The organism is Streptomyces sp. NBC_01006 (assembly GCF_045162725.1).
GTDB lineage: Bacteria > Actinomycetota > Actinomycetes > Streptomycetales > Streptomycetaceae > Streptomyces.
This window is the reverse complement of sequence record NZ_CP108700.1, coordinates 6,425,885-6,449,643: the sequence shown is the minus strand read 5'-3', so window position 1 is coordinate 6,449,643 and position 23,759 is coordinate 6,425,885. Positions and strand designations below refer to the sequence as shown.

Here is a 23,759-nt window from a genome sequence, read left to right as displayed (position 1 = left end):
GCGGTGGCGTCACCTTGGCAGAGCGGCGGGTGATGCGGCGATGATGTCCGCGGCGGGTTTGCGCCGTGGCCGCTTCCCGCCAGGAGCGCCGTGGAGAGGGTGGGTGGACCGGTTGCTGAACGCGATAGGCCTGGACGAGGGCCAGGAGTCGGCGTACCGCGCGCTGGTGGCGCTGGGGGCGGCGGAGGTGCCCGACCTCGCGCACCGGCTGACGCTGCCGGTGCCGCAGACCGAGCGGGCCCTGCGGCATCTGGAGCGGCACGGGCTGGCGGCGCAGTCCTCGACCCGGCCGGGGCGCTGGGTGGCGGCCCCGCCGGGGGTGGCGCTGGGGGCGCTGCTGACGCAGCAGCGGCACGAGCTGGAGCAGGCGGAGCTGACGGCGGCGCTGCTGGCACAGGAGTACCGGGCGGAGGCCGCCGAGCCGGCGGTGCACGACCTGGTGGAGGTGGTGACGGGCGCGAGCGCGGTGGCGCACCGCTTCCACCAGCTCCAGCTGGGCGCGGCGGAGGAGGTGTGCGCCCTGGTCAGCGGCCGGCCGCAGGTGGTCACCGGGATGGAGAACGAGGCGGAGGAGCGGGCCGCCGTACGGGGCGTGGCGTACCGGGTCGTGATCGAGCGGGAGGTACTGACCCTGCCGACGGGGATCAGGGAGGCGTCGACGGCGCTCGCCCGGGGCGAACAGGTCCGGGTGACGGGGGACGTCCCGACGAAGCTGGTGATCGCGGACCGGTCCCTGGCGATGGTCCCGCTGACGGCACGCGGGGCGGATCCGGCGGCGCTGGTGGTGCACGCGTCGGGGCTGCTGGAGTCCCTGATGGGCCTCTTCGAGGCGGTGTGGCGGGAGGCGCTGCCGCTGCGGCTGGGGTCGACGGGCGCGGCGGAGGAGTCGGGGGGCGTGCCCGACACCACGGACCTGGAGATCCTGACGCTGCTGCTGGCCGGGATGACGGACGCGAGCGTGGCGAAGCACCTGGAGCTGGGGCTGCGGACGGTGCAGCGGCGGGTCAAGGGCCTGATGGAGCTGTCGGGGGTCACGACGCGGCTCCAGCTGGGCTGGCACGCGTACGAAAGGGGCTGGGTGGCCCGGTAGCCGGGCGGCCCCGTGGCTGGGTGGCCCGATGGGCCCCCGTCGGTCAGGCTGAGCGCATGGATCTGCCGCAGCTGCTCCTGGTGGGGCTGGTGCTGCTGCTCGGGGTGGTCGGGGTGCTGGTCCCGGGTGTTCCGGGGAGCTGGCTGGTCTGGGCGGGGGTGCTGTGGTGGGCGCTGCACGAGCGGTCGACGCTCGCGTGGTCCCTGCTGGTCTCGGCGACGGCCCTGCTGCTGGTGGTCCAGGTGGTCGAGTGGCAGCTGCCGCCGCGGCGGCTGCGCGGGGTGGGGGTCACCCGCCGGATGGCGGTGTACGCGGGCGCGGGCGCACTGCTCGGCTTCGTCGTGGTGCCGGTGCTCGGGGCGGCTGCGGGGTTCGTGGGGGGCGTCTACCTGTGCGAGCGGCTGCGGCTGGGCACGCACGGCGAGGCCTGGGCCTCGGTACGGGCGGTGATGCGGGCGGTGGGCACGAGCGTGCTGGTGGAACTGCTCGCGTGCCTGATGGTCGCGGGCGCCTGGCTCGGTGCGGTGGTCGCGGGCTGACTCGGGCGGCTCGGCAGGGCCCGGCAGGACGTAGGGCCATGGGTCTACGTCTGGTACGCCGGAGGCCTGATGCGGGTGGTGCGGGGCGCTGCGAGGCTGGGTGCCATGACGGAGTTCAAGGGTTTCAGCGAGGCGCAGCTGGCGTACCTCCGTGCACAGCGGCTGGGGCGGCTGGCGACGGTGGACGCGGCCGGGCAGCCGCAGGCGAACCCGGTGGGGTTCTTCCCGCAGGAGGACGGAACGGTCCTGGTGGGCCGCATGGCCATGGGGTCGACGAAGAAGTGGCGGAACCTCGGGAACAACCCGCGGCTCGCCCTCGTGGTGGACGATCTGGCGAGCACCCGGCCGTGGAGGGTCCGCGGGGTCGAGATCCGCGGGCGCGCCACGCTGGAGGTGGGCCCGCACGCGCTGGGCCCGCACTTCAGCCCGGAGGTGATCCGGATCCACCCGGAGCGGGTGTTCGCCTGGGGCCTGGACGACGACGACTGACCTGGGTCGAGGCCCGGAGGCCCGGAGGCCCGTAGGCCCGCGGGCCCGGACGCCTGGAGGCCCGTAGGCCCGCGGGCTCGGACGCCCGGCCCGGGGCGGGAGCCCGGACGCCTGCCCTCCTCGGGGGAGGGGGCAGGCGTCCGTGACCGGTCTCAGTAGCGACCGTTGCGCTTCGCCGCGTAATTGGCCCGGCCCTCGGCCGACTTGATCCGCCAGTCCCGGCGGATCTCGTTGCGGAGCCTGGCGTCCGTCTTGGCGACGATCCGCTGGTTCTCGCGGAGCAGCTTGCGGTAGCTCTCCAGGCGCCGCTCCGGCAGTTCGCCGCTCTCCAGCGCTTCGAGTACCGCGCATCCCGGCTCGGCCTCGTGCGCGCAGTCGTGGAAGCGGCAGTCGGCCGCGTACTCCTCGATCTCCGAGAAGACCTGGCCGACCCCGGTCCCGGCGTCCCACAGGCCGACGCCCCGCAGTCCGGGCGTGTCGATGAGGACGCCGCCGCCGGGCAGTGCCAGCAGGTTGCGGGTGGTCGTCGTGTGCCGGCCCTTGCCGTCCGCGTCGCGCGTGGCCTGGACCTCCATGACGTCGGCGCCGAGCAGCGCGTTCGCCAGGGTGGACTTGCCCGCGCCCGAGATGCCGAGCAGCACGCTCGTACCGCCGGCGACGACCGCCGCCAGGACGTCCGTGCCCTCCCCGGTGTGGGAGGAGACGGTGAGGACGCCGACGCCCGGCGCCGTGGTCTCCACGTCCTGGACCAGGTGCGCGAGCGTCACCGGGTCCGGTACGAGGTCGGCCTTGGTCAGGACGACCAACGGCTGCGCCCCCGACTCCCAGGCGAGGGCCAGGAAGCGCTCGATGCGGCCGAGGTCCAGCTCGACGGCCAGGGAGACCGCGATGATCGCGTGGTCGACGTTGGCGGCGAGGATCTGCCCCTCGGACCGCTTCGAGGAGGTGGAGCGTACGAAGGCGGTCCGGCGCGGCAGGTACGTCTTGACGTACCGGGGGTTGCCGGCCGCCTCGACGGCGGCCCAGTCACCGGTGCAGATGACGCGGAGCGGGTCGTGCGGGGTGACGAAGGCGGTGTCGGCGTGGACGATGCCGTCGGCCGTCATGACGTCGCACTGGCCGCGGTCCACCCGCACCACACGGCCGGGCACCAGGCCCTGCCCGGTGTACGGGGCGAACTCGGCCTCCCACGCCTCGTCCCAGCCGAAGGGGGCGAGGGCGGACGCGTACGCAGAAGAGGTGGAGGAAGAAAGACGAGCAGAAGAGAAAGACAAGGGGAACCCTTCACAGGGTGGCCCCGGCAGCGCGCGCTCAGCGGCGCGCGAAGAGGTGTGAGGTCAGCCGGAGACCACGGAAGTGACATTGATGGTCTTCTGAGTGCGGGCGGCGCCCTGCGTGACGACAGTCATCAATGAACTCACCTCCGGGTCATGCACGTACTGGTCGGTTCCGCGCGGATCGGCGGGAACTCGATCACCGTAGCAAGTGCGCTCCGGCGCACGCCAATTCTTTTTCCGGCCACTTCGGCGGGCGCATGTCCGATTCGTTCAAGACCGGCGGACCGGCCCGCTCCTAGCCTGGCCGCATGACTCACCGAACGACTCCCCGAACGACTCCCCGACTCGACATGATCGGCCTCGTCGTCTCCGACATGGCCGCCTCGCTCGCCTTCTACCGCCGTCTCGGCCTCGACATCCCGGCCGGGGCGGAGGATCAGCCGCACGTGGAGGCCGTCCTGACCGGCGGGCTGCGGATCGGCTGGGACACGGAGGAGGTGATCCGCTCCTTCGACCCGTCCTGGACCCGCCCCGCCGGGGGCGACCGGCTGGGGCTCGCATTCCTGTGCGAGTCCCCCGCCGAGGTGGACGCGGTGTACGCCGAGCTGACGGACGCCGGGTACAAGGGCCATCTGGAGCCCTGGGACGCCTTCTGGGGGCAGCGCTACGCCGTCGTGCTCGACCCGGACGGCTGCGGCGTCTCCCTGTTCGCCGCCGCCGGGGCGTAGGCCGCCGCGTAGGCCCCCGGGGTGGTCCCGGCCAGCGCCCGCACCTCGCGGGTGAGGTGGGCCTGGTCGGCGTACCCGGCCCGGTGGGCCACCTCGGCCTGCGGCAGCCCCCGCCGCACCAGCTCCAGCGCCCGCTGCAGGCGCAGCACGCGCCCGAGCGTGCGGGGTCCGTAGCCGAAGGCGTCGAGCGAACGCCGGTGCAGCTGGCGCTCCCCGAGGCCGACGGCCTCCGCCACGGCGGCCACGGACTCCCCCGCGCGAAGCCCGGCCGCCACCCGTGCGGCGAGGGGGTCGGGGGGCTTGCTCCGCGCCGCGCGGCCGCGGGCCAGCCGCTCCAGCCCCGAGCCGGGGTCCTCGTACGCGCTCATCCGCTCGGCGAGCTCCCGCGCTTCCGGACCCGGCCAGAGGTCGGCGAGCTCGACCCGCCGGTCACGCAGCTCGTACGCCGGTACGCCGAGCAGCGCGGGCGCCGTGCCGGGGGCGAACCTCAGCCCCGACACGGGGCCGCGGGTTCCGCCCGGCACCTCCCCGGCGGGGTGCGGCCCGGTGTCGGGGCCGGCGACCAGCAGCCGCCCGCCGACCCACAGCAGGTCCATGCAGCCGTCGGGCAGTACGGGCCCGCCGGGGGCTCCGGGGGCTGCGGTGCGCCGCCAGACGATCGCGCCGGGCACCAGCGGGGACGGCCGCTCCTCGTACACAGCCGCCACGCTACGCCGCGACCCCCGTTCCGTGACCGTCAGTGCTTGCGCAGCCGGGCCGAGTAGTCCTCGGGCGGCAGGAACTTCGACCAGCGCTCCGGGAACTCCGAGGGCATCTCGCCGTCCCCCTCCTCGTCGTCCTCCGACTCGCCCTCGGCGAGGGCCCGCCACGCGGCGGCGCGCGCGATCAGCTGCGCGGCCTGCGCCTCGCGGGCCCGCTCGTTGGCCTCGCGGGCCGCCGCGGTGGCCACGGACGGCCAGACGCGGTCGATGGCGGCGTTCACCGCCGCGCCGACGAGCACGGCGAAGGCGGACACGCCGATCCACAGCAGGACGGCGACGGGCGCGGCCAGCGAGCCGTAGATGGTCGGGCCCTCGACGGTGTTCGTGAGGTAGATCCGCAGCAGGAACGAGCCCAGCACCCACATGGCGAGGGCCACGAGCGCGCCCGGGACGTCCTCGATCCACGGGGAGCGCACGGGTACGGACACGTGGTAGAGCGTGGTCAGGAAGGCGATGGACAGCAGGGTGACGATCGGCCAGTAGAGGACCGCGATCACCTCGGTGCTCCAGGGCACCCAGCGGACCACCGCGTCGGGCCCCGCCACCATCAGCGGCAGCACGACGGCGCCGATCACCAGGGCGACCACGTACAGCAGGAAAGAGAGCAGCCGGGTCTTGACGATGCCGCGCTGGCCGTCGAGCCCGTACATCACGGTGATGGTGTCGATGAAGACGTTGACGGCCCGCGAGCCCGACCAGAGGGCGAAGGCGAAGCCGAGGGAGATCAGGTCCGGGCGGCCCGCTTTGGTGACGTCGTCGAGCATCGGTTTCGCGATGTCGTTGACGCCCCGGTCGGAGAGGACCGTGCCGACGGCGTTGAGGATGTTCTCCTCGATGGAGGCCACGAACGTGCCGCCCGTCCAGCCGTCCACGTACCCGAGGAGGCCCAGGAGGCCCAGGAACAGCGGCGGCAGCGAGAGCAGCGTGAAGAACGCCGCCTCGGCGGCCAGGCCGAGGATCCGGTACTCGATGCACGAATTGACGGTGTCCTTCAGCAGCAGCCACGCCATCTTGCGCTTGGAGACGTTGCGGTACAGGGCACGGGCCCGGTGGAGTCGCCCGGGGACCCGCTCGTGGACCCGCTCGGGTGTTTCTTTTGCTGGCTGCACGTCCTTACGGTATCCGCATGGCAGCCACCACCCACACAGTCACCAACCAGGCCCCTCCCCTCGTGGGCTACGACGTCTACGGCACCGACCGGGCGCTGCGGGAGGGCGTGGAGCGGCACCTGTCGGCCTCGGCGCCCGAACTCCTCGGCGAGGTGCGGGAGGAGCTCGCGGAACTGGGGCGGGCGGCGGGCTCGGCGCAGGCTCAGAGGTGGGGTGCGCAGGCGAACGAGAACCCGCCGAAACTGCGTACGCACGACCGGTACGGCAACCGGATCGACGAGGTGGAGTTCCATCCGGCCTGGCACCGGCTGCTCGGGCACGCGGTGAGCGCCGGGCTGACCGACGCGTGGGGCCGGCCGGCCGGGCATCTGCGCCGCGCGGCCGGGTTCTTCGTGTGGTCGCAGGCCGAGGCGGGGCACGGCTGCCCCGTGTCGATGACCCATGCGGCGGTACCGGCGCTGCGGACGGATCCGGAACTGGCCGCCGAATGGGAGCCGCGGCTGACCTCGCACGCGTACGAGGAGGGGCTGCGGCCGGCCGGGCAGAAGGCCGGGGTGCTGTTCGGCATGGGGATGACGGAGAAGCAGGGCGGCAGCGACGTACGGGCGAACACGACGGTGGCGAAGCCGCTGGACGCGGCGGGCGAGTACCTGCTGACGGGGCACAAGTGGTTCTGCTCGGCGCCGATGTCGGACGGGTTCCTGGTGCTGGCGCAGGCATCGTCCTCCGGAACGGACGGCCTGACGTGCTTCCTGGTGCCGCGGGCGCTGCCGGACGGTACGCGCAACGTGTTCGCGATCCAGCGGCTGAAGGACAAGCTGGGCAACCGGTCGAACGCGTCGGCCGAGGTGGAGTTCGACGGGACGTGGGCGCGGCGGGTCGGCGAGGAGGGGCGGGGGGTGCGGACCATCATCGGGATGGTCGCGGCGACCCGGCTGGACTGCGTGCTGGGCTCGGCGGCGCTGATGCGGCAGGCGCTGACGCAGGCCGTGCACCATGCGGAGCACCGCTCTGCTTTCGGAGCACGGCTCATCGAGCAGCCGCTGATGCGCAACGTGCTGGCCGACCTCGCGCTGGAGTCGGAGGCGGCGACGACGCTGGGGCTGCGCCTCGCGGCCGCGTACGACGCCGGGACGGAGCAGGAGCGGGCCTTCCTGCGCATCGCGGTGCCCGCCGCGAAGTACTGGGTGACCAAGCGGTGTACGCCGATGGTGGCGGAGGCCCTGGAATGTCTGGGCGGCAACGGCTACGTCGAGGAGTCCGGGCTGCCGAGGCTGCTGCGCGAGTCCCCGCTGAACTCGATCTGGGAGGGCTCGGGCAACGTACAGGCCCTGGACGTGCTGCGGGCGCTGCAGCGGGAGCCGCTGGCGCTGAACGCGCTCCTCACGGAGGTGGGGCAGGCGCGCGGCGCCGACCACCGGCTGGATTCGGCCATCAAGGGGCTGCTGACGGAGCTCGCGGACCTGGAGGGCATCGAGGCCCGGGCGCGCCGGGTGGTGGAGCGCATCGCCCTGGTGCTGCAGGGATCGCTGCTGGTGCGCTGGGCGCCGCCGGAGGTGGCGGACGCGTTCTGCGCCTCGCGCCTGGGAGGTGACTGGGGCGCGGCCTTCGGCACGCTGCCGCACAGCCTGCATCTGGGCGCGCTGGTCGAACGGGCGCGGATCGCGGGCTAGGTTCCGGGACTCCGGGACCTGTCCCCAAACAGGTCCGAGCAGGATCCGAGCCGGGATCCGGGCCCGTTGACCAGGAGCAGGGGTGGCGCCGCGCCGACTCGGCACCACCCCTGATCCGAAAGCCCCGAGGAGGAGCTGTCACGCCGCGAGGCGACGTCCGGACAGTTTCGGTCGGGTGACCGGGACTTGGCGAGAGTTGCATACCGTTGCAACCCTCTGAGTCCTCTGAGTTCTCGGCGTTCTCTGAAGTTCTCTGCGTTCTCTGGCGTTCTCTGAGTTCTCTGCGTTCTCTGCGTTCTCTGCGTTTCGTTCCGCACGGGGAGGTTCCGGTGGCCTACACCGCAGACAGCACGGTCGATGTGGCACGCATCTCGGCCATGGACGCGCGGGAGGCCGCGCGTCTGCTCAAGGGGGTGCGGGCGGCGGCGCTGGCCGGGGACCGGCCGCCGGCGGAGCCCCGCCCGGAGATCGCCGAGTCCTGGCGCCGGATGCTGGCCGGCGGTGTGCACCCGGACCGGGACGCGCGCTCGCGGATGCTGTCGGCAGCCGAGACGGAGGAGCGGCGGCAGGTCTCGCCGCTGCGGGAGATCCTGCCGGTGCTGCGCGAGGGGCTGCTGCCGGCGCTGGACGCGGCGCTGCACATCATGGTCGTCGCCGACGCGGAGGGGCGGCTGCTGTGGCGGGAGGGGGCCTCCTCGATCCTGCGCAAGGCGGACCGGCTCGGGTTCACGGTGGGCGCCGACTGGGACGAGGCGGTGGTCGGCACGAACGGCGTGGGTACGGCTCTGGTGGCCCGCCAGCCCGTCCAGGTGTTCTCGGCGGAGCACTTCGTCTCCAGCCACCACGACTGGACCTGCGCGGGGGCGCCGGTGCGGGACCCGCGGGACGGGCGGCTGCTGGGAGTGGTGGACGTCAGCGGGCCGCTGGCCACGATGCACCCGGCCACGCTGGCGTGGGTGAGCTCGGTGGCCCGCCTCGCGGAGCGGGAGCTGCGGATCCGGCACCTGGAGTCGCTGGAGCGGCTGCGGGCGGTCGCGTCGCCGCTGCTGGCCCGGCTGCCGGGGCAGGCCCTGGCGGTGGACCCGCACGGCTGGACGGCGGCGGTGACGGGGCTGGCCCCGGCGGGCCGGATCGCACTGCCGAAGGGGTTCGGGCCGGGCCGGGTGTGGGTGGCGCAGCTCGGGGACTGCGTGGTGGAGCCGCTGCCGGGCGGCTGGCTGCTGCGCGTCGCGGAGGCGCCGGGCACGACCGCGGCGGCGAGCCGGGTCGTCCTGGACCTGAGCCGTCCGCGGGTGTGGTCGGCGAGGGTGTACGGGGCGGCCGGGAGCTGGTCCCAGGAGCTGAGCCCGCGCCACGCGGAGCTGCTCTTCCTGCTGGCGGAGAGCCCGCGGGGGCGGTCGGCGGCGGAGCTGGCGGCGGAGCTGTTCGGGGATCCGACACGGACGGTGACGGTGCGGGCGGAGCTGTCCCGGGTACGGCGGCACCTGGGCGGGGTGCTGACCCACCGCCCGTACCGCTTCGCGGACGACGTGGAGGTGGAGCTGATCCGCCCCGAGGACCCGGCGGCGCTGCTGCCGCACTCGACGGCGCCGGCGGTGATCAGGGCCCGGCTGGGCCGTGCGGGGGCGGGCATGATTCCCTGACCTGCATGAGCACCATCACACTCACCACGTGGTCCCTGGAAATGGCCTCGCCGCAGGATCTGGTCCGGGCGGCCGTCCCGGGTCCTGAGATCAGCGTCCGGCGGGCGGAGGTCCCCTCGCCGGAGTTCAGCCGCTTCCTGTACGCCTCGGTGGGCGGTGACATCCACTGGACGGACCGGCTGTCCCTGACCCGGGCGCAGTGGGTGGAGCAGCTGGGCCGTCCCGGCGTGGAGACGTGGGTGGCGTACGAGAACGGCACGCCGGCGGGGTACGTGGAGCTCGACCCGCAGGACGACGGCGTGGTGGAGATCATGTACTTCGGGTTGCTCCCGGACTTCCGCGGCCGCCGTATCGGGGGCCACCTGCTGACGCTGGGCGTCGACGCGGCCTGGTCCCTGGCGGACCGCTGGCCGGGGCGCGAGGCGACGACGCGGGTCTGGCTCCACACGTGCAGCCAGGACGGCCCGACGGCGATGGACAACTATCTGCGCCGCGGCTTCAAGCTCTTCAAGACGGAGACGGAAGAGAAGGAGAGCGCCGCGACCCCCGGCCCCTGGCCGGGCGCGTAGCGCTCCGCCGGGCGGCGGGTGGCGTGGGCGGGGGGGGGCCGGCGGCCGGATCCTGCGCCCCTCCGCCGCGTGACCGGCGTCACATCATCTCGGGATACGGGACTACATCGTCCGAATAATGGACAGTAGTGGACTCCTCCAATCGGCACATGACACGCTTCCGCCATGAATGGAGCTGGAATTGCCTTGGTGAGTCGGCGGCACGTCGACCTCGGCCGCATGTCCAGTGCCATCTGTTCGGCGCGCTGACGGAACCAGCCACCGCCGCGCAGCCCCGGCACAGCGCCCCGCACACCGTCGTCGCGGGGGTGCCGCAGCCCGCAGTCCCCTGAAGGCAGAACACCGCCCTGACCACCGGCACAACCGGAAAATCGGGCGGCGATCGGCCGCACCTGCTCAGCGGCAGGGCTGATGAACAGGGGCACTCGCCGCCCCTCCCCTGCCCTTGCATCGAGCCGCCGAAGAAGGACGTACCGCCATGGCCGCCACCCCCGAAACGCCCGCAGCCGCAGCTCCCGCAGCCGCCGCGCGCCGCAAGACCGGCCGCCACCGCGGCGAGGGTCAGTGGGCCGTCGGACACCACACCCCCCTCAACGGCAACGAGCAGTTCAAGAAGGACGACGACGGTCTCAACGTGCGGACACGCATTGAGACGATCTACTCCAAGACGGGCTTCGACTCGATCGACCCCAACGACCTGCGCGGCCGCATGCGCTGGTGGGGTCTCTACACCCAGCGCAAGCCCGGGATCGACGGCGGCAAGACCGCGATCCTGGCGCCGGAGGAGCTGGACGACAAGTACTTCATGCTGCGCGTCCGCATCGACGGCGGCCGGCTGACCACCGAGCAGCTCCGCGTCATCGGCGAGATCTCGCAGGAGTTCGCGCGCGGCACCGCCGACCTCACCGACCGGCAGAACGTGCAGTACCACTGGATCCGGATCGAGGACGTCCCGGAGATCTGGCGCCGCCTGGAGGCCGTCGGCCTCTCCACCACCGAGGCCTGCGGTGACACGCCCCGCGTCATCCTCGGCTCGCCCGTCGCCGGCATCGCCCAGGACGAGATCATCGACGGCACCCCCGCCATCGACGAGATCTACCGCCGCATCGTGGGCAACCCGGACTTCTCCAACCTGCCCCGCAAGTTCAAGTCCGCGATCTCCGGCTCGCCGCTGCTCGACGTGGCGCACGAGATCAACGACATCGCCTTCGTGGGCGTGAACCACCCCGAGCACGGCCCCGGCTTCGACGTCTGGGTGGGCGGCGGCCTCTCCACCAACCCCAAGCTGGGCGTGCGCCTGGGCACCTGGGTCTCGCTCGACGAGGTCCCGGACGTCTACGAGGGCGTCATCTCGATCTTCCGCGACTACGGCTACCGCCGCCTGCGCACCCGCGCCCGGCTGAAGTTCCTCGTCGCCGACTGGGGCCCGGCCAAGTTCCGCCAGGTCCTGGAGGACGAGTACCTGCGGCGCAAGCTGACCGACGGCCCCGCGCCCGAGCAGCCCAGCGGCCAGTGGCGCGACCACGTCGGCGTCCACCAGCAGCAGGACGGCCGCTTCTACGTCGGCTTCGCGCCCCGCGTCGGCCGCGTGGACGGCGCCACCCTCACCAAGATCGCGGACGTCGCCGCGCAGCACGGCTCCGGCCGCCTGCGCACCACCGCCGAGCAGAAGATGATCGTCCTCGACATCGAGGCGGACAAGGTCGACTCCGTCGTCGCCGCGCTGGAGGCGCTGGACCTGCGGGTCAAGCCGTCCCCGTTCCGCCGCGGCACGATGGCCTGCACCGGCATCGAGTTCTGCAAGCTGGCCATCGTCGAGACGAAGGCGCGCGGCGCCTCGCTCATCGACGAACTGGAGCGCCGCCTGCCGCAGTTCGCGGAGCCGCTGACCATCAACATCAACGGTTGCCCGAACGCCTGCGCCCGTATCCAGGTGGCGGACATCGGTCTCAAGGGCCAGCTGGTCCTCGACGACGACGGCAACCAGGTCGAGGGCTACCAGGTCCACCTGGGGGGCGCGCTCGGCCTGGAGGCCGGCTTCGGCCGCAAGGTCCGCGGCCTCAAGGTCACCTCGGCCGGTCTGCCCGACTACGTCGAGCGGGTCGTCACGCGCTTCGAGGAGCAGCGCGAGGACGGCGAGCGCTTCGCCGCCTGGGTGACCCGTGCGAAGGACGAGGACCTCTCGTGAGCGAGCGCGCGGCCCCGTTCTACTGCCCGTACTGCGGCGACGAGGACCTGTTTCCGAACGAGGCGGGTCACGGCGCCTGGGAGTGCAGGTCCTGCAACCGGGCCTTCCAGCTGAAGTACCTCGGGCTGCTGGCCCGGGGTGTCCGGTCCGACACCGTGGGAGGGGACGAGATATGACCACGACTCAAGACGCCCGTCTCAAGGACGGCAACCCTGAGACCGAGTCTCTCAAGAGCGTTGCCGAGCAGGCCGGGCGCGACCTGGAGGACGCGTCCCCGCTGGAGATCCTGCGCTGGGCGGCCGACACCTTCGGCAAGAAGTTCTGCGTCACCTCCTCCATGGAGGACGCGGTGGTCGCCCACCTCGCCTCCCGCGCCTTCCCCGGCGTGGACGTGGTCTTCCTCGACACCGGCTACCACTTCGAGGAGACCATCGGCACCCGCGACGCGGTCGAGGCCGTGATGGACGTCAACGTCATCACCCTCACCCCGCGCCGGACGGTCGCCGAGCAGGACGCGGAGTACGGCCCGAAGCTGCACGACCGCGACCCCGACCTGTGCTGCGCGCTGCGCAAGGTCAAGCCGCTGGAAGAGGGCCTGACCGCGTACGACGCATGGGCGACGGGCCTGCGCCGCGACGAGTCCCCCACCCGGGCGAACACCCCGGTGGTCGGCTGGGACGAGAAGCGGCAGAAGGTCAAGATCTCCCCGATCGCCCGCTGGACCCAGGACGAGGTCGACGCCTACGTCGCCGAGCACGGGGTCCTGACCAACCCGCTGCTGATGGACGGCTACGCCTCCGTCGGCTGTGCCCCCTGCACCCGCCGCGTGGCGGAGGGCGAGGATGCGCGCGCCGGCCGCTGGGCCGGCCGGGCCAAGACCGAGTGCGGACTGCACGGCTGATGACGGACAGCACAGAACTTACGGAGACACAGCAGATGAGCGTGAGCGACCAGGGCGCCACCGTGTGGCTGACCGGGCTGCCGAGCGCGGGCAAGACCACCATCGCCTACGCGCTGGCCGAGCGGCTGCGCGCCGAGGGGCACCGCGTGGAGGTCCTCGACGGCGACGAGATCCGCGAGTTCCTCTCCGCCGGCCTGGGCTTCACCCGGGAGGACCGCCACACCAACGTGCAGCGGATCGGATTCGTCGCCGGACTCCTCGCGAGCAACGGCGTCAAGGCGCTCGTACCGGTGATCGCGCCGTTCGCGGACAGCCGCGAGGCCGTCCGCAAGCGGCACGCCGCCGAGGGCACCTCGTACCTGGAGGTCCACGTGGCCACCCCGGTCGAGGTCTGCTCCGAGCGTGACGTGAAGGGCCTGTACGCCAAGCAGGCGGCGGGCGAGATCTCCGGTCTGACCGGCGTCGACGACCCGTACGAGGCTCCGGACTCCCCGGACCTGCGCATCGAGTCGCACACGCAGACCGTGCAGGAGTCGGCTTCGGCCCTGCACGCGCTGCTCACCGAGAGGGGTCTGGCATGACGGCCACCGTCGCACACGTCCACGAGGCTGCGGACGATTCCCTGGGCTCCGCGCCCTACGCGCTGTCGCACCTCGACGCCCTCGAATCGGAGGCCGTGCACATCTTCCGTGAGGTGGCGGGCGAGTTCGAGAGGCCGGTGATCCTCTTCTCCGGCGGCAAGGACTCCATCGTCATGCTGCACCTGGCGCTCAAGGCCTTCGCGCCCGCGCCGGTGCCCTTCACGCTGCTGCACGTCGACACCGGGCACAACTTCCCCGAGGTCCTCGACTACCGCGACCGCGCCGTGGCCCGGCACAACCTGCGCCTGCACGTGGCCTCCGTCCAGGAGTACATCGACGCCGGCAAGCTCCGCGAACGCCCCGACGGGGTCCGCAACCCGCTCCAGACCGTGCCGCTCACGGAGGCGATCCAGCGCCTGAAGTTCGACGCCGTCTTCGGCGGCGGGCGCCGCGACGAGGAGAAGGCCCGCGCCAAGGAACGCGTCTTCTCCCTGCGCGACGAGTTCTCCCAGTGGGACCCCCGCCGCCAGCGCCCCGAACTGTGGCAGCTCTACAACGGCCGCCACGCACCCGGCGAGCACGTCCGCGTCTTCCCGCTCTCCAACTGGACCGAACTGGACGTCTGGCAGTACATCGCCCGCGAGAACATCGAACTGCCCCAGATCTACTTCGCCCACGAACGCGAGGTGTTCAAGCGCAACGGCATGTGGCTGACGGCCGGCGAGTGGGGCGGGCCGAAGGAGGGCGAGACTCCCGAGACGCGCCTCATCCGCTACCGCACCGTCGGTGACATGTCCTGCACCGGTGCCGTCGACTCCGACGCCACCACACTGGACGCCGTGATCACCGAGATCGCCGCCTCCCGGCTCACCGAGCGGGGTGCGACCCGCGCCGACGACAAGATGTCCGAGGCCGCGATGGAAGACCGCAAGCGCGAAGGGTACTTCTAGCCATGACCTCCACCACCGAGCAGTTCGCCGACGTCTCGACGACGACGCTGCTGCGCTTCGCGACCGCCGGTTCCGTCGACGACGGCAAGTCCACGCTGGTCGGGCGGCTGCTGCACGACTCCAAGTCGGTCCTGACGGACCAGCTTGAGGCCGTGGAGGCCGTCTCCGCCCAGCGCGGTCAGGACGCCCCGGACCTGGCACTGCTGACCGACGGCCTGCGGGCCGAGCGCGAGCAGGGCATCACCATCGACGTCGCGTACCGCTACTTCGCCACCGCCCGGCGCCGGTTCATCCTCGCCGACACCCCCGGCCACGTGCAGTACACCCGCAACATGGTCACCGGCGCCTCCACCGCCGACCTGGCCGTGGTCCTGGTCGACGCCCGCAACGGCGTCATCGAGCAGACCCGCCGGCACGCCGCCGTCGCGGCCCTGCTGCGCGTGCCGCACGTGGTGCTGGCCGTCAACAAGATGGACCTCGTGGGCTACGAGGAGCAGGTCTTCGCGAAGATCGCCGAGGAGTTCACCGCGTACGCCTCCGACCTGGGCGTCCCGGAGATCACCGCGATCCCGATCTCGGCGCTCGCCGGGGACAACGTGGTCGAGCCCTCCGCCAACATGGACTGGTACGGCGGCCCGACCGTGCTGGAGCACCTGGAGACCGTCCCGGTCAGCCACGACCTCACCGCCTGCCCGGCGCGTTTCCCGGTGCAGTACGTGATCCGCCCGCAGACGGCCGAGCACCCCGACTACCGCGGCTACGCGGGCCAGATCGCCTCCGGCGTGCTGCGCGTCGGCGAGGCCGTCACCGTCCTGCCGTCGGGGCGCACCTCGGTCATCGAGGGCATCGACGCCCTGGGTACCGGTTTTGGATCGAGCACAGCGGTGGACATCGCGTGGGCCCCGCAGTCGGTGACGGTCCGTCTCGCCGACGACATCGACATCTCGCGCGGCGACCTGATCGCGCCGTCCGCGAACCCGCCCGCCACCACGCAGGACGTCATCGCGACCGTCTGCCACGTCGCGGACCAGCCGCTTGCCGTCGGTGCGCGCGTGCTGCTCAAGCACACCACGCGCACGGTCAAGGCCATCGTCAAGGAGATCCCCTCGCGGCTGACCCTGGACGACCTGTCCCAGCACCCGAACCCCGGGCAGCTGGTGGCCAACGACATCGGCCGCGTCGTCGTACGGACCGCCGAGCCGCTCGCGCTCGACGCGTACGCCGACTCCCGCCGTACCGGGTCCTTCCTGCTCATCGACCCGGCCGACGGCACGACCCTGGCGGCGGGCATGGCCGGCGAGTCCTTCGCCTCCCAGGCCCGGACGACCGTCCAGGCGGATGACGAAGGCTGGGACTTCTAGCCCATGCCCTCGGACATCTACTCCACTTTCGCCAAGGAAGGCGGCCGCGTAGGCAGCGGCCGCCTGGGCAGCGGCCAGGGAGGAGTGGCGCGATGTGCGCGATGACGTACGCGCACTGCCTGCGCGCCCGCACCCCCCACGAGCTGTACCTGTCCTTGCTGCACAGACGAAGACGTGCGTCATGAGATGACGCTACGAGAGGAAGCCCTCCCGTGCCTGCCACCGGTAACACCCGTACCCCGCTTTCCCGTTCCGGCGTTCGCCGCGGCGTTGCCGCCGCTGCCGCCCTGCCGCTGCTGATCGGCGTGCTCGCCTCCTGCGGCTACGGTTCCCAGGCCGAAAAGCCGGAGGACAAGAAGGCTGCCGCCGCCGCTGACGGCGACAAGAAGCTTTCCGCGTCGGAGGTCCGTATCGGGTACTTCCCGAACCTGACGCACGCCACCGCGCTGGTCGGCCTGCAGGAGGGCCTGATCCAGAAGGAATTGGGCGCCACCGCGATCAAGCCACAGACCTTCAACGCCGGCCCCTCCGAGATCGAGGCCCTCAACGGCGGCTCTCTCGACATCGGCTTCATCGGCCCCTCCCCGGCGATCAACGGCTACGTCAAGTCCAAGAGCAGCAACCTGCGGATCATCTCCGGCTCGGCCTCCGGCGGCGTCAAGCTCGTCGTGAACCCGGACAAGATCAAGACCCTGGACGACCTCAAGGGCAAGAAGATCGCCACCCCGCAGAAGGGGAACACCCAGGACGTCGCCTTCCTCAACTGGATCGCGGAGAAGGGCTGGAAGGTCGACCCGGAGTCCGGCAAGGGCGATGTCTCCGTCGTCCGCACGGACAACAAGGTGACCCCCGACGCCTTCAAGCAGGGCTCGATCGACGGCGCCTGGGTGCCCGAGCCGACCGCCTCCAAGCTGGTCTCCGACGGCGCCTCGGTCCTCCTCGACGAGACCGACCTGTGGCCCGGCAAGAAGTTCGTGATCACGAACATCATCGTGTCGCAGAAGTTCCTCAAGGAACACCCGGACGTCGTCGAGGCCGTACTGGCCGGCACGGTGAAGACGAACGAGTGGATCAACGCCAACCCCGACAAGGCGAAGGCCTCCGCCAACGCGAAGCTGGAAGCCGACGGCGGCAAGCCGCTCGACGCGAAGATCATCGACCCGGCGTGGAAGAACATCCTGGTCACCGACGACCCGCTGGCCACCACCCTGAAGACCGAGTCCGACTGGGCGGTCAAGGCCAAGCTCATCGAACAGCCCGACCTCGCCGGGATCTACGACCTGACGCTCCTGAACAAGGTCCTCAAGGCCGCCGGCAAGCCCGAGGTCTCCGACGCCGGCCTCGGTACCAAGTAAGCCCGTAGTTCAGCTACCCCAGGAGGTGACGACCATGGCCACCACACTCGCCAAGGCTGCCGAGACCGCGATCGCGGAGCAGACGCACGCCGCCCGCATCGCTCACGTCTCGAAGTCCTTCTCCGGCCCGGCCGGACCGCAGCTCGTCCTGGACGACATCAGCCTCGATGTCGCACCCGGCGAGTTCGTCACCATCCTGGGAGCCTCGGGATGCGGCAAATCCACCCTGCTCAACCTGGTCGCCGGACTCGACAAACCCACCGCCGGCACCATCGAGACCAGCGGCCGGCCCGCGCTCATGTTCCAGGAACACGCCCTGTTCCCGTGGCTGACCGCGGGCAAGAACATCGAACTCGCCCTGCGCCTGCGCGGGGTCGCCAAAGCCGACCGCAAGCCCGAAGCCGAACGGCTCCTGGAGCTGGTCCGGCTCGGCGGCGCCCACCGCAAACGCGTCCACGAACTGTCCGGCGGCATGCGCCAGCGCGTCGCCCTGGCCCGGGCCCTCGCCCAGGACAGCCGCCTCCTGCTGATGGACGAACCGTTCGCCGCCCTCGACGCCATCACGCGTGACGTGCTGCACGGTGAACTGACCCGCATCTGGGCCGAGACCGACGTCTCCGTCCTCTTCGTCACCCACAACGTGCGCGAGGCCGTCCGCCTCGCCCAGCGCGTGGTCCTGCTCTCCTCACGCCCCGGCCGAATCGCCAAGGAATGGACCGTCGACATCCCCCAGCCACGCCGCATCGAAGACGCGGACGTCGCCGAACTGTCCATCGAGATCACCGAACACCTGCGTGGGGAGATCCGCCGCCATGGCCAGCACTGAAACGAAGCCGAAGACGGACGACCTCGCCGGCCTGGAAGCCGGCCTGGACGCCCTCGACGCCGTCCAGACCCACCGCACCCCGACCCGTGAGGTCCTCGTCAAGAAGGTCCTCCCGCCGTTCATCGCCATCGGCCTCGTCCTGCTGGTCTGGCAGATCCTCGTGACGGCCAAGGTCACCGACGAGACCAAGCTCCCCGCCCTGTCCGCGGTCTGGGACAGCCTTTCCGACATGTGGCTCAAGGGCACCCTGCTCGAAGTCATCTGGACCAGCGTCTCCCGCGGCCTGCTCGGCTTCCTCCTCGCCCTGGCCATCGGCACCCCCCTCGGACTGCTCGTCGCCCGCGTCACATTCGTCCGCGCCGCGATCGGCCCCATCCTCCAAGGCCTGCAATCCCTGCCCTCCGTCGCCTGGGTACCCCCCGCCGTCCTCTGGTTCGGCCTCAACGACGCCATGATGTACACCGTCATCCTCCTCGGCGCCGTCCCCTCCATCGCCAACGGCCTCGTCTCCGGCATCGACCAGATCCCCCCGCTCCACCTCCGCGCCGGCCGCACCCTCGGCGCCACCGGCCTGCGCGGCGCCCGCCACGTGATCATGCCCGCCGCCCTCCCCGGCTACCTCGCCGGCCTCAAACAGGGCTGGGCCTTCTCCTGGCGCTCCCTCATGGCCGCCGAAATCATCGCCAGCTCCCCCGACCTCGGCCTGGGCCTGGGCCAACTCCTCGAAAACGGCCGCAACAACATCGACCTCCCCGGCGTCTTCCTCGCCATCATCCTGATCCTCGTCGTCGGCATCGCCATCGACCTCCTCATCTTCAGCCCCGTCGAACGCCGGGTCCTGCGCAGCCGCGGCCTACTGGTCAAGAGCTGAGTCGCGCCATGCGTTCCGTGTTCCGCGCCACCGGCGCCCGCCCCGCCACCGGCCCCGCCGGCGCTCCCGTCCTGCTGGTCATCGCCCACGGCAGCCGCGACCCGCGCCACGCGGCGACCGTGCACGCCCTCACCGGGCGGGTACGGTCGCTGCGGCCGGGGCTGCGGGTGGAGACGGCCTTCCTGGACTTCGACACCCCGACCGTGGCGCAGGTGACCTCCGCCCTGTACCGCTCCGGCGTACGGGAGATCGTGGCCCTCCCGCTGCTCCTGACCCGGGCGTTCCATGCGAAGTCCGACATACCCGCGGTGCTGGCCGAGGCCACGTCCCGCCTGCCGGACCTCTCGGTCCGGATCGCGGACGTCCTCGGCCCGTCCCCGCTGCTGGTCGGCGCCCTGGAGCGCCGGCTCGCGGAAGCGGGCCTCACCCCGGCGGACCGCGCCACCACCGGTGTGGTGCTCGCGTCCGCCGGTTCCTCCGACCCGGAGGCGATCGCAGTGATCGCTGAAATCGCGCGGGAGTGGCGGCACACCGGTTGGTGCGCCGTGCGGCCTGCGTTCGCCTCCGCCTGCCTGCCCCGTACGGAGGACGCCGTACGGGCCCTGCGCGCCGAGGGCGTGCGCCGGGTGGCGGTGGCCCCGTACGTCATCGCCCCCGGGCGACTGCCGGACCGTATCGCCGCGGGCGCGGAATCCGCCGGGGCGGACCTGGTGGCCGATGTCCTCGGCGCGGCCCCCGAGCTGGCCCGCCTGCTCCTGCGCCGCTACGACACGGCGTCGCGCGGCGTGCCCCTCCTCGCCGCGGCCTGATTCTCGTTCGGGTGAATCCAGGGCTCGCGTCCGTGGATCACGGGTCCATGTCACGCCGTACGCACGAGCTCCTCACCACGTCCGTCGCCGCCCTGATCCTGTCCGTCGCGGGGGCGAGTCTCACCGCCCCCGCGAACGCCGTTACACGGGCTCCCTCGGTCCGGACCGCCGGCTCTTCGGCACCACCTACGACATGAACAACCCGTCCAGCCAGGCGACCTGGCGCAGCGACCGCACGTTCTGACGACACGACCTAGGCTCTGGCCGCCGCCTCGTCGGCCAGGGCCGTCAGGTCCTCGATCGACATAGCGCCCGGCGGGAGGCCTTCGCGGGCGAAGATGTTCGCCGCGTGGCGGAGGGTGTCGTTCACCGGGGTCGGGACCCCGTGGAGGCGGCCCAGCAGGGAGATCTCGCCGTTGAGGTAGTCCGCCTCGATGGAGCCGGTGCCCCGGCGCAGGGACTGCCAGGAGGAGCCGCCGCGCACGCCGGGCGGCTGGTCGACCTTGCCGTCTCGGGCCGCCGCCTGTTCCGCTTCGGAGGCGTAGGCGATCCCCGCCGCCCCGAGCGCCGCCCGTCCCTCCTGCCGCGCGCGCAGCAGCAGGGCCGTCTTGGCCGGGTGCGGTTCGGGGCCCGTCGTCGCCTGGACCGCGTTGCCCAGGTTCCCCAGCAGCTTCGCGTACTTCCACCGCATGACGTCCTCGACGACCGGCGCCTCGAAGCCGGACCTCTCCAGGTCGGCCGCGATCCGCCGGGCCCGCGCGTCCGCGCCCCCGGCCGCGAGTCCGATGTGCAGGATGCCCGTCAGCGGCGCGCACAGCGCGGAGACCACGCCCGGCTCCAGGAAGGTGGCGGGCAGCCAGACGCAGACCCCGTACACGCGGGCGAAGCGGCGCAGCGCCAGCCGCTCGCTCTCCACCCCGTTCTGGGCGCACAGCACCGGCAGGCGCTGCGCCGCCGTACCGCCGCCCGCCACCTCCGCGTCGCCCCACGCGTCGAGCGCGGCGATCGCGTCCTGGGTCTTCACGGTCAGCAACAGGACGTCGTCCGGCCGCAGTTCACCGAGTTCCGCCGGTCCCGTGACCACGGGGATCCGGTGCACCCGGGCCCCGTCCGCCGTGGTGAGCCGCAGCCCGTCCGCCGTGAGGGCCTCCGCGTGCGCGCCGCGCGCGACGAGGACCACCTCGGCGCCCGCCTCCGTCAGCCGGCCGCCGATGGTCGCGCCGATCGCCCCGGCGCCGATGATGATGTAACGCATGGCCAGGAGCCTGGCACATCCGGCGCCCTGCGTTACCGTCGGGGCATGGTGGACGACGTGTTCCTTCTCGGCGGAGAACTCCCCGTGCGGCGGCTCGGCCTCGGTACGGGCGGCCTGGTCGGCCCCGGCTACTGGGGCCCGCGCGGCAGCCGCGCCGAGGCCCGGGCCCTGCTGCTCACCGCCGTCGAGCGCGGTGTCACGCTCATCGACACCGCCGACAACTACGGGCCCGACCTGGCCGAGGAGCTGATCGCCGAGGCCCTGCACCCGTACGGGGAGCGGCTCGTCGTAGCGACGAAGGGCGGGGTGGTGCGCACCGGCCCCGACCGGTGGCACGTCGCGGGGCGGCCCGAGCAGCTGCGGGCGATGTGCGAGGCGAGCCTGCGGCGGCTGCGGGTGGAGAGTATCGGCCTCTACCAGCTGCACCGCTTCGATCCGGAGGTTCCGGTGGCGGAACAGCTGGGCGCGCTGGCGGAGTTGCGCTCGGAGGGCAAGATCCGGCACATCGGCCTGGACACGGTGACCGCCGAACAGCTGCGGCAGGCGCTGGAGATCGTCCCGGTCGCCGCCGTGCAGAATCCGTACAACATGATGGACCGGTCCTCGGCGGAGGTGCTCGCGCTGTGCGAGGCGCGGGGGCTCGCGTTCCTCCCGTACTACCCCCTGGGCAGCGGCGCCCTGACGCGCGAGAGCGCGGCCGCGGTGACCGCCGTGGCCACCGAGCACCGGGCGGGGCCGGGGCAGATCGCGCTGGCCTGGCTGCTGCACCGGTCGCCGGTGCTGTGTCCCACGCCGGGGACCGGGTCCCTGGCCCACCTGGCCGAGAACCTGGACGCGGCGACCGTCCGGCTGACGCCCGGGGAGCTGGCGGTCCTCGACGCGCTCGGCGCGTAGCGTCAGTCGGCCGTGAGCTCGACGAGCTTGACGACGGTGTTCCAGTTGCGGCTCGTCGCGTCGATGCCCTTGAAGACGGCGGGCTTGTGGAGCGCCTCGCCCAGTTTGGAGCGGCCCAGGCCGTCCGGGGCGTAGAGGTAGACCACCCGGTCGCCGATCCGGTACTCCTCCGGGAGGTACGCGGGCCCGTCGATCGCGGCGAACCGCTCCTCGGCGGGCTGCGCGGAGAGGAAGGTGGCGTGCAGCTGCTTGCCCTCCAGCTCGGCGGCCGGGAAGGGGCAGGCCTCGGCGACGGCGCGCAGGTACTCCCCGTCGACCACCAGGCAGGCCACGGTGAAGCCGAAGCGGGCCTCGATGGCCCGCTCCAGCGACCGGGCCAGGGCGGCCTGGTCCTCCTCCGGGCTCGTGAAGACGGCGTTGCCGCTCTGGAGGTACGTCTGCACTTCGGTGAGGCCGAGGTCCGCCAGGACCTCGCGCAGCTCGGCCATCGGGACCTTCTTGGCCCCGCCGACATTGATTCCGCGCAGCAGTGCCGCGTACTTCTTCGTGGTCATGACCGAACGATAGGGCGACGCACCGACAATGCGGTCAGTGCGGCCAGTTCGGCCAGTTCGGCCTCGATGAGGTCGGCGGCCGCTCGCGTACCGCCCTCGGTGGCCATCGCCGCGCGGATCGCCTCGGCGCGGGCGGCGACCTCGGGGTCCTCTACGAGTGCGCGGACGGTCTCCCGCAGGGTGCGGGCGTCGGCCTCCTCCATGGGGACGTGCCGGGCGACGCCCAAGCCCTGGAGCATGTCGGCGTTGCCGAACTGGTCGACGGCCTGAGGGACGGCGACCATGGGGGTGCCGGTGGCGAGGCCTTCCTGGCTGCCGCCGGCGCCCGCGTGGGTGATGAAGGCGTCGGCCCGGCGCAGGATGTCCAGCTGGGGAACCCAGCGGTGGACCTCCACGTTGGCGGGGACCTGGCCGAGTTCGGCCTCGTCGGTGAACTTGCCGATCTGGAGGACGACGTGCCAGTCGGGGAGGTCGCCGAAGGCCTCGATGCAGGCGCGGTAGAAGGCGGGCTGCTTGGTGAAGGTGGAGCCGAGGGAGACCAGCAGCACCTTCTTCCCGGCGGCCGCGGCCGGGCGCTCCCAGGTGCCCTGGGCGGCGCTGCGGTCGCCCTGGCAGGCGCCGACGAAGGTGTGGACGGACTCGTCGACGCGGTCGGCGTGGGGCTGGAGGACGCGCGGGATGAGCACGATGCTGCGGCGCGGCCGGCCCGCGAAGGAGTCGCTGTCCTCTTCGATGCCGTTCTCGTCGAGCCAGGCGCGGAAGCGGGCGTAGTACGCCCGCCCGCGCTCGGAGGCGCGCAGTCCGGCCGCCATCGGCTCGCCGACCTCCTCCTCGTACCCGGCCCAGGCGACCAGGTTCGGGGAGAGGGAGACGGCGGGCACGCCCCAGCGGTGGGCGAGGACGCGTGCCGGGTAGGAGGTGATGTCGTGGAGCACGAGGTCGGGCTCGTCGCCCTCGAAGGCGGCCACGAGCTGCGGCAGGGCCTGGATGGCGTCGTTCAGGAACGGCTCGATGTTGTCGATGAGCTCGGTGCCCCAGGCTTCGGGCTCGTCGTCCGTGGGGAGGGTGGAGTTCCAGATCACCGGAGTGGCGCCGGTCTCCGCGATCTTCTCGGCGAAGGAGGCGGGGATGGCGTAGCTGACGCGGTGGCCGCGGGCGACGAGTTCCCGGATCACTTCGATGCTCGGGTTCACGTGCCCGTGGGCGGCGATGGAGAACATGGCGATGTGTGCGGGCTTGGCTGAGGTCATGGATCGAGCGTAACGAGACGATACGTCTCGTACAACGCGATTTTCCGGCCAGCCGCGGTTCGGGGTGCGAGACTTGGCGGATCCAC

Annotated in this window: 24 protein-coding genes and 1 pseudogene; 19 read left to right on the top strand and 6 right to left on the bottom strand. The window is 72.2% G+C overall.

What is annotated here, in order from left to right:
- Window positions 1-112: 112 nt before the first annotated feature.
- From OG509_RS29305 to OG509_RS29295, 3 genes are all read left to right on the top strand, one after another.
- Window positions 113-1,090 carry a helix-turn-helix domain-containing protein gene (locus OG509_RS29305; RefSeq protein ID WP_406187718.1) on the top strand — a complete coding sequence of 326 codons (978 nt, stop codon included), beginning with the start codon at window positions 113-115 and terminating at the stop codon, window positions 1,088-1,090.
- Window positions 1,091-1,146: 56 nt separating this feature from the next.
- Complete coding sequence (locus OG509_RS29300) at window positions 1,147-1,629, top strand: DUF456 domain-containing protein (RefSeq protein WP_406185559.1); 483 nt, start codon at window positions 1,147-1,149, stop codon at window positions 1,627-1,629.
- Between the two features lie 105 nt (window positions 1,630-1,734).
- Window positions 1,735-2,118 (top strand): PPOX class F420-dependent oxidoreductase, encoded by a 384-nt coding sequence (locus OG509_RS29295; protein ID WP_406185557.1) that lies wholly within the window; start codon window positions 1,735-1,737, stop codon window positions 2,116-2,118.
- A gap of 152 nt (window positions 2,119-2,270) precedes the next feature.
- On the opposite strand, the gene rsgA is transcribed toward OG509_RS29295, so the two are convergent.
- Window positions 2,271-3,392, bottom strand: a complete 1,122-nt coding sequence (gene rsgA, locus OG509_RS29290) for a ribosome small subunit-dependent GTPase A (RefSeq protein WP_406185556.1) — start codon at window positions 3,390-3,392, stop codon at window positions 2,271-2,273.
- Between the two features lie 311 nt (window positions 3,393-3,703).
- Between rsgA and OG509_RS29285 the strand changes: the two genes are divergently transcribed.
- Entirely contained in the window at window positions 3,704-4,123 is a 420-nt protein-coding gene (locus OG509_RS29285; protein WP_406185555.1) for a VOC family protein, read from the top strand.
- Here OG509_RS29285 and OG509_RS29280 read toward each other — a convergent pair.
- Together OG509_RS29280 and OG509_RS29275 are read right to left on the bottom strand one after the other, a co-directional pair.
- Complete coding sequence (locus tag OG509_RS29280; RefSeq protein ID WP_406185554.1) at window positions 4,060-4,821, bottom strand: helix-turn-helix domain-containing protein; 762 nt, start codon at window positions 4,819-4,821, stop codon at window positions 4,060-4,062. The two genes, OG509_RS29285 and OG509_RS29280, sit on opposite strands and share 64 nt — an antisense overlap.
- Before the next feature lie 38 nt (window positions 4,822-4,859).
- Window positions 4,860-5,993 (bottom strand): YihY/virulence factor BrkB family protein, encoded by a 1,134-nt coding sequence (locus OG509_RS29275; protein WP_387291553.1) that lies wholly within the window; start codon window positions 5,991-5,993, stop codon window positions 4,860-4,862.
- A gap of 17 nt (window positions 5,994-6,010) precedes the next feature.
- Between OG509_RS29275 and OG509_RS29270 the strand changes: the two genes are divergently transcribed.
- The 14 genes from OG509_RS29270 to OG509_RS29205 all read left to right on the top strand — a co-directional run bounded on the left by OG509_RS29270 (window position 6,011) and on the right by OG509_RS29205 (window position 19,720).
- On the top strand, window positions 6,011-7,666 hold the full coding sequence (locus OG509_RS29270) for an acyl-CoA dehydrogenase family protein (protein ID WP_406185553.1): 1,656 nt from the start codon (window positions 6,011-6,013) through the stop codon (window positions 7,664-7,666).
- A 377-nt stretch (window positions 7,667-8,043) separates the two neighbouring features.
- Complete coding sequence (locus OG509_RS29265) at window positions 8,044-9,309, top strand: GAF domain-containing protein (RefSeq protein WP_406187716.1); 1,266 nt, start codon at window positions 8,044-8,046, stop codon at window positions 9,307-9,309.
- Between the two features lie 5 nt (window positions 9,310-9,314).
- Entirely contained in the window at window positions 9,315-9,878 is a 564-nt protein-coding gene (locus OG509_RS29260; protein WP_406185552.1) for a GNAT family N-acetyltransferase, read from the top strand.
- Between the two features lie 165 nt (window positions 9,879-10,043).
- The gene (locus tag OG509_RS29255; RefSeq protein WP_351782709.1) at window positions 10,044-10,127 is read left to right on the top strand and encodes a putative leader peptide; all 84 of its coding nucleotides are present in this window, start codon (window positions 10,044-10,046) and stop codon (window positions 10,125-10,127) included.
- Window positions 10,128-10,356: 229 nt separating this feature from the next.
- Window positions 10,357-12,066: a nitrite/sulfite reductase gene (locus OG509_RS29250; protein WP_406185551.1), complete on the top strand. Its 1,710-nt coding sequence runs from the start codon at window positions 10,357-10,359 to the stop codon at window positions 12,064-12,066.
- The gene (locus tag OG509_RS29245; RefSeq protein ID WP_406185549.1) at window positions 12,063-12,242 is read left to right on the top strand and encodes a hypothetical protein; all 180 of its coding nucleotides are present in this window, start codon (window positions 12,063-12,065) and stop codon (window positions 12,240-12,242) included. The genes OG509_RS29250 and OG509_RS29245 overlap by 4 nt, the downstream gene beginning before the upstream one ends.
- Window positions 12,239-12,967, top strand: a complete 729-nt coding sequence (locus OG509_RS29240; protein ID WP_406185548.1) for a phosphoadenylyl-sulfate reductase — start codon at window positions 12,239-12,241, stop codon at window positions 12,965-12,967. Before OG509_RS29245 ends, OG509_RS29240 begins: the two co-directional genes overlap by 4 nt.
- A 35-nt stretch (window positions 12,968-13,002) precedes the next feature.
- The gene (gene cysC / locus OG509_RS29235; RefSeq protein ID WP_406185547.1) at window positions 13,003-13,548 is read left to right on the top strand and encodes an adenylyl-sulfate kinase; all 546 of its coding nucleotides are present in this window, start codon (window positions 13,003-13,005) and stop codon (window positions 13,546-13,548) included.
- Entirely contained in the window at window positions 13,545-14,498 is a 954-nt protein-coding gene (gene cysD, locus OG509_RS29230) for a sulfate adenylyltransferase subunit CysD (RefSeq protein ID WP_406185546.1), read from the top strand. The genes cysC and cysD overlap by 4 nt, the downstream gene beginning before the upstream one ends.
- A gap of 2 nt (window positions 14,499-14,500) precedes the next feature.
- Complete coding sequence (locus OG509_RS29225) at window positions 14,501-15,859, top strand: sulfate adenylyltransferase subunit 1 (protein WP_406185544.1); 1,359 nt, start codon at window positions 14,501-14,503, stop codon at window positions 15,857-15,859.
- A 212-nt stretch (window positions 15,860-16,071) separates the two neighbouring features.
- The gene (locus OG509_RS29220; RefSeq protein WP_406185543.1) at window positions 16,072-17,214 is read left to right on the top strand and encodes an aliphatic sulfonate ABC transporter substrate-binding protein; all 1,143 of its coding nucleotides are present in this window, start codon (window positions 16,072-16,074) and stop codon (window positions 17,212-17,214) included.
- Window positions 17,215-17,248: 34 nt separating this feature from the next.
- Window positions 17,249-18,040 carry an ABC transporter ATP-binding protein gene (locus OG509_RS29215; RefSeq protein WP_406185542.1) on the top strand — a complete coding sequence of 264 codons (792 nt, stop codon included), beginning with the start codon at window positions 17,249-17,251 and terminating at the stop codon, window positions 18,038-18,040.
- Window positions 18,027-18,911, top strand: coding sequence for an ABC transporter permease (locus tag OG509_RS29210; protein WP_406185541.1), 885 nt, complete (start codon window positions 18,027-18,029; stop codon window positions 18,909-18,911). Before OG509_RS29215 ends, OG509_RS29210 begins: the two co-directional genes overlap by 14 nt.
- Before the next feature lie 8 nt (window positions 18,912-18,919).
- Window positions 18,920-19,720: a sirohydrochlorin chelatase gene (locus tag OG509_RS29205; protein WP_406185540.1), complete on the top strand. Its 801-nt coding sequence runs from the start codon at window positions 18,920-18,922 to the stop codon at window positions 19,718-19,720.
- 253 nt (window positions 19,721-19,973) lie between these two features.
- Here OG509_RS29205 and OG509_RS29200 read toward each other — a convergent pair whose 3' ends face one another.
- On the bottom strand, window positions 19,974-20,975 hold the full coding sequence (locus OG509_RS29200; RefSeq protein WP_406185539.1) for a ketopantoate reductase family protein: 1,002 nt from the start codon (window positions 20,973-20,975) through the stop codon (window positions 19,974-19,976).
- Window positions 20,976-21,020: 45 nt separating this feature from the next.
- Here OG509_RS29200 and OG509_RS29195 point away from each other — a divergent pair, with 45 nt between their 5' ends.
- Entirely contained in the window at window positions 21,021-21,869 is an 849-nt protein-coding gene (locus tag OG509_RS29195; RefSeq protein ID WP_406185538.1) for an aldo/keto reductase, read from the top strand.
- Between the two features lie 2 nt (window positions 21,870-21,871).
- Here the strand turns inward: OG509_RS29195 and OG509_RS29190 are convergent, their stop codons facing one another.
- Both OG509_RS29190 and mgt read right to left on the bottom strand, forming a co-directional pair.
- Window positions 21,872-22,423: a DUF1697 domain-containing protein gene (locus OG509_RS29190; protein WP_406185537.1), complete on the bottom strand. Its 552-nt coding sequence runs from the start codon at window positions 22,421-22,423 to the stop codon at window positions 21,872-21,874.
- Window positions 22,420-23,714 (bottom strand): annotated as a pseudogene (gene mgt, locus OG509_RS29185) (macrolide-inactivating glycosyltransferase). Before mgt ends, OG509_RS29190 begins: the two are co-directional and overlap by 4 nt.
- Between the last annotated feature and the right edge of the window lie 45 nt (window positions 23,715-23,759).

Bases quoted from the DNA above. Each gene is read 5' to 3' on its own strand.
- OG509_RS29250 (WP_406185551.1), top strand. From the start codon at position 10,357: ATGGCCGCCACCCCCGAAACGCCCGCAGCCGCAGCTCCCGCAGCCGCC.
- OG509_RS29225 (WP_406185544.1), top strand. From the start codon at position 14,501: ATGACCTCCACCACCGAGCAGTTCGCCGACGTCTCGACGACGACGCTG.
- OG509_RS29260 (WP_406185552.1), top strand. From the start codon at position 9,315: ATGAGCACCATCACACTCACCACGTGGTCCCTGGAAATGGCCTCGCCG.
- OG509_RS29195 (WP_406185538.1), top strand. From the start codon at position 21,021: ATGGTGGACGACGTGTTCCTTCTCGGCGGAGAACTCCCCGTGCGGCGG.
- OG509_RS29240 (WP_406185548.1), top strand. From the start codon at position 12,239: ATGACCACGACTCAAGACGCCCGTCTCAAGGACGGCAACCCTGAGACC.
- OG509_RS29285 (WP_406185555.1), top strand. From the start codon at position 3,704: ATGACTCACCGAACGACTCCCCGAACGACTCCCCGACTCGACATGATC.
- OG509_RS29255 (WP_351782709.1), top strand. From the start codon at position 10,044: ATGAATGGAGCTGGAATTGCCTTGGTGAGTCGGCGGCACGTCGACCTC.
- OG509_RS29200 (WP_406185539.1), bottom strand. From the start codon at position 20,975: ATGCGTTACATCATCATCGGCGCCGGGGCGATCGGCGCGACCATCGGC.
- OG509_RS29210 (WP_406185541.1), top strand. From the start codon at position 18,027: ATGGCCAGCACTGAAACGAAGCCGAAGACGGACGACCTCGCCGGCCTG.
- OG509_RS29190 (WP_406185537.1), bottom strand. From the start codon at position 22,423: ATGACCACGAAGAAGTACGCGGCACTGCTGCGCGGAATCAATGTCGGC.
- OG509_RS29265 (WP_406187716.1), top strand. From the start codon at position 8,044: ATGGACGCGCGGGAGGCCGCGCGTCTGCTCAAGGGGGTGCGGGCGGCG.
- cysC (WP_406185547.1), top strand. From the start codon at position 13,003: ATGAGCGTGAGCGACCAGGGCGCCACCGTGTGGCTGACCGGGCTGCCG.
- OG509_RS29215 (WP_406185542.1), top strand. From the start codon at position 17,249: ATGGCCACCACACTCGCCAAGGCTGCCGAGACCGCGATCGCGGAGCAG.
- OG509_RS29300 (WP_406185559.1), top strand. From the start codon at position 1,147: ATGGATCTGCCGCAGCTGCTCCTGGTGGGGCTGGTGCTGCTGCTCGGG.
- OG509_RS29295 (WP_406185557.1), top strand. From the start codon at position 1,735: ATGACGGAGTTCAAGGGTTTCAGCGAGGCGCAGCTGGCGTACCTCCGT.
- OG509_RS29270 (WP_406185553.1), top strand. From the start codon at position 6,011: ATGGCAGCCACCACCCACACAGTCACCAACCAGGCCCCTCCCCTCGTG.
- cysD (WP_406185546.1), top strand. From the start codon at position 13,545: ATGACGGCCACCGTCGCACACGTCCACGAGGCTGCGGACGATTCCCTG.
- OG509_RS29205 (WP_406185540.1), top strand. From the start codon at position 18,920: ATGCGTTCCGTGTTCCGCGCCACCGGCGCCCGCCCCGCCACCGGCCCC.